This is a genomic window from Pseudomonas sp., assembly GCF_035277045.1.
Taxonomy (GTDB): Bacteria; Pseudomonadota; Gammaproteobacteria; order Pseudomonadales; family Pseudomonadaceae; genus Aquipseudomonas.
Window position 1 is genome coordinate 1 of the sequence record NZ_DATELE010000199.1, and the last position, 3,721, is coordinate 3,721.

6 protein-coding genes and 1 pseudogene are annotated in these 3,721 nt (G+C 62.1%); 5 read left to right on the top strand and 2 right to left on the bottom strand.

Annotated elements, in window-relative coordinates:
* Both VJS90_RS11225 and VJS90_RS11230 read right to left on the bottom strand, forming a co-directional pair.
* A partial coding sequence (locus VJS90_RS11225; protein ID WP_324121725.1) for a sugar phosphate nucleotidyltransferase occupies nucleotides 1-276 on the bottom strand: 276 nt, incomplete at its 3' end.
* A 222-nt stretch (nucleotides 277-498) separates the two neighbouring features.
* Nucleotides 499-852 carry a hypothetical protein gene (locus VJS90_RS11230; protein WP_324121726.1) on the bottom strand — a complete coding sequence of 118 codons (354 nt, stop codon included), beginning with the start codon at nucleotides 850-852 and terminating at the stop codon, nucleotides 499-501.
* Nucleotides 853-1,012: 160 nt separating this feature from the next.
* Between VJS90_RS11230 and VJS90_RS11235 the strand changes: the two genes are divergently transcribed.
* The 5 genes and pseudogenes from VJS90_RS11235 to VJS90_RS11255 all read left to right on the top strand — a co-directional run.
* Nucleotides 1,013-1,315: a DUF1883 domain-containing protein gene (locus VJS90_RS11235; protein WP_158460701.1), complete on the top strand. Its 303-nt coding sequence runs from the start codon at nucleotides 1,013-1,015 to the stop codon at nucleotides 1,313-1,315.
* Nucleotides 1,316-1,322: 7 nt separating this feature from the next.
* On the top strand, nucleotides 1,323-1,493 hold the full coding sequence (locus VJS90_RS11240; RefSeq protein WP_324121727.1) for a hypothetical protein: 171 nt from the start codon (nucleotides 1,323-1,325) through the stop codon (nucleotides 1,491-1,493).
* A gap of 23 nt (nucleotides 1,494-1,516) precedes the next feature.
* Entirely contained in the window at nucleotides 1,517-2,593 is a 1,077-nt protein-coding gene (locus tag VJS90_RS11245; RefSeq protein ID WP_324121728.1) for a nitronate monooxygenase, read from the top strand.
* Between the two features lie 144 nt (nucleotides 2,594-2,737).
* Nucleotides 2,738-3,496, top strand: a complete 759-nt coding sequence (gene modA / locus VJS90_RS11250) for a molybdate ABC transporter substrate-binding protein (RefSeq protein WP_324121729.1) — start codon at nucleotides 2,738-2,740, stop codon at nucleotides 3,494-3,496.
* Nucleotides 3,496-3,721, top strand: a pseudogene (locus VJS90_RS11255) (molybdate ABC transporter permease subunit); the annotation flags it as partial. The gene modA and the pseudogene VJS90_RS11255, both read left to right, overlap by 1 nt.

A 3,721-nucleotide genomic window follows, 5' to 3' on the forward strand; every position in this document is an offset into this window, starting at 1 on the left:
GAGCAGGCGACGGATACCGACCAGGTATTTTTCCTTGTCGGTGCCCTTGATCTGGGTTTCCAGCTCGTAGCTGATGTCGAAATGGTCTTCCAGGGCGCGCTTGCCGCGGCCTGTAACGATGGAGATCTCGTTCAGGCCAGCGTCCAGTGCTTCTTCAACGCCATACTGGATCAGTGGCTTGTTGACCACCGGCAGCATTTCCTTGGGCATGGCTTTGGTAGCGGGCAGGAAGCGGGTACCGTAACCGGCGGCCGGGAACAAGCATTTTTTGATCATATACGTCCTTAACGAGGGGCTTGCCTACGAGGTTCGGCGCAGTCTAATCAGGCGGGGGTCACCTTACAATGTCCCACCCAGGGCAGACTGATGCCTTGATAGAGATAACCCAGTGTAGATAGTTCCGACAGATCGTAAAGATAGTGTCCTACAAAGAATTTAGCGCCCGATCACTTGACATCCAGACCTTGTCCGATCAGCACGCAGCTGATCCGAGCGGGATCAAGACCCGGAAATGCACTGGGTCGCTGCAGTCCGTACATCACCCAGGCGTAACGGAAAGTTGTTGAGTCGTTCATACAACTTGATGGTGCTGCCGCTGCCGCGCTTGTCGATATCGAACAGGGCTGCCGGACCTGCTCCCAGCTTCTGTGGGACAATCAGCCGCAAGCCATCATCGCGCGCTTCTTCACTGATCGTTTCACGTGTCTTGGCAAGGTTCTGCTTGATGCAGTCCGCGTATTCACGCGGCGACTTGCCAGACATCACATCCAGTGTCTCGTGCGAGCGTTCGAGCTCAGACACACTGACACACCCCCCCAACGTCACCGCCGCCGCTGCCACGACCCACTTCATTCGAAAGTCCCTCTGCCATAAAGAAATTTTTTGACCCTGTCCGGGCCGGTTTGCTCCCTCGATTGGCAGATTTATCCCTGTCCCCGTACCGAGCGCGGCAGTGTACCCCGACATCGTGGTATCTTTCGCGTTTGCTGAATATTCCCTTGCGGAGCGCCCCATGAAATTCGTACACCAGCGCGAGCACCTTAACGAGGACGATATCGTCGTTATCGAGTGCACCCAGCGCTGCAACATTCGTCTGATGAACGACGCCAACTTCCGTAGCTTCAAGAATGGCGGCCGCCACACCTACCATGGTGGCGCGTTTGTCGATTTTCCCGCGAAGATCACCGTGCCCAGCACCGGTTTCTGGAACATCACCATCGACACGGTGGGCCCGCGCGCGCTGTCGGCGGTCACCAAGCCGACCTTCAAGCACAAGATCAAGATCATCCGTCGCTCGTCATCGAAACTGAGATAAGCCCGCCATGACCCAGACCATCAAGTATGTGATCAAGTACAAGCTCGACGGCGAACGCCGCTGGGACTTCGCGCTGTTGACCGACGCCAGTGAAGAACAGGCATTGCAGGCGCTGCGCAAGATCCATGGCGACGATGCCGCCACCATCACCGAGATCCACGTCAGCAAGGCACTGTAACCACCGCACAAGGAGCCTCCGTCATGAGCACCTGGCCTGATCGGCGCATTCTCGACCTCCTGGGCATCGAGCTGCCCATCCTTCAGGCGCCCATGGCCGGCGCGAGTGGTTCGTCCATGGCCATCGCCGTGGGCAATGCCGGCGGCCTCGGCGCCCTGCCCTGTGCCTTGTTGACCCTCGATCAGGTGCGCGCCGAGATCGACGCTTTCCGGGCGGCCTGCCAGGGGCCGCTCAACCTGAATTTCTTCTGCCACCAGCCTCCTGCGCCTGACAGCGAGCGCGATGCGCGCTGGAAGCATGCGCTCAAGCCTTATTACGACGAGCTGGGCGCGGACTTCACGGCCCCCACGCCGGTGTCCAATCGCGCGCCGTTCGACGAGCACAGCTGTCAGTTGGTGGAGGCGATGCGCCCGCAAGTGGTCAGTTTTCACTTCGGCCTGCCCGAGGCGGACCTGCTCAGGCGGGTCAAGGCCAGCGGCGCCAAGGTGATCTCCAGCGCGACCACCGTCGAGGAGGCTCTCTGGCTCGAAGCCCATGGCTGCGACGCCATCATTGCGATGGGGTATGAAGCCGGCGGGCATCGCGGCATGTTCCTGACCGAAAGCATCCATAGCCAGATCGGCACCTTCGCCCTGGTGCCGCAGGTCGTGGACGCGGTCAAGGTACCCGTGATCGCCGCCGGCGGCATCGGCGACCACCGCGGCCTTGCTGCCGCGCTCGCATTGGGCGCTGCGGCGGTGCAGGTGGGCACGGCCTATCTGTTCACGCCGCAGGCCAAGGTGTCCCCTGCCCACCGGCAGGCCCTCGACAACGCGCCCGCCAGCGACACGGCGCTGACCAACCTGTTCACCGGCCGCCTGGCGCGCGGCATCAACAACCGCATCATGCGCGAGCTGGGACCGGTGAGTGACCTTGCGCCCCGCTTCCCCTTGGCCGGTGGCGCGCTGATGCCGCTGCGGGCAATCAGCGAACCCCACCAGTCGAGTGACTTCAGCAACCTGTGGGCGGGCCAGGGGTTGCGGCTGGGGCGCATGATGGACGCAGGGACGCTGACACGGCGCATCGCCGAAGGTGCACCGGGGTCGCCATCGCCGCGCTGAGCGCTTGAAACGCCTTCCGTGGCTCTGCAATCCTTTCCGTGGGACGTCGCATACCCATCGAACCTGCTTCATCTCTTCCCGATGCGCGGCTTATCGCTATATAGTCATATACATAACGATAACCCGCCCCTCGGAGCTGTCTTCATGCGTACCCGTATTTCCCACCTGGCCCTGACCGGCCTGGCCTCGATGCTGGCCTTCAACAGCGCCTGGGCCGATGAGGTCCAGGTCGCTGTCGCCGCCAACTTCACCGCGCCCATCCAGGCCTTGGCCAAGGACTTCGAGAAGGACACCGGCCATACGTTGGTGGCCGCTTTCGGCGCCACCGGCCAGTTCTACGCGCAGATCAAGAACGGCGCGCCGTTCGAGGTGTTCCTGGCTGCCGATGACAGCACCCCTGCCAAGCTTGAGGCTGAGAAAGAAACCGTGCCCGGCTCGCGCTTCACCTACGCCACCGGCACCCTCGCGCTATGGTCGGCCAAGCCTGGTTACGTCGACAATCAAGGCGAGGTTCTTAGGAAGAACGCCTACCAGCACCTGTCCATCGCCAACCCCAAGGCAGCCCCCTACGGCCTGGCCGCCACCCAGGTACTGGACAAGCTCAAGCTCACCGAGGCGACCAAGGGCAAGCTGGTCGAGGGCCAGAACATCACCCAGGCCTACCAGTTCGTTTCCACCGGTAATGCCGAACTCGGTTTTGTTGCCCTGTCGCAGATCTACAAGGACGGCAAGGTGCAAAGCGGTTCGGCATGGATCGTTCCAGCCGAGCTGCACGAGCCGATCCGCCAGGACGCGGTGATTCTCAACAAAGGCAAGGACAACCCGGCCGCCAAGGCGCTGGTCGACTACCTCAAGGGCCCGAAGGCGGCCGCAGTGATCAGGTCGTACGGTTATGAAATCTGATGCCACTTGACGCCAGCGACATCGGGGCGGTCTGGCTGACCCTGAAACTGGCCAGCCTGACCACCCTGATCCTGCTGCTGGTGGGCACGCCGATCGCCTGGTGGCTGGCGCGCACCCGCTCATGGCTGCGTGGGCCGATCGGTGCGGTGGTGGCGCTGCCACTGGTGCTGCCGCCAACGGTCATCGGCTTCTACCTGCTGATCGCGCTTGGCCCTCACGGCTGGA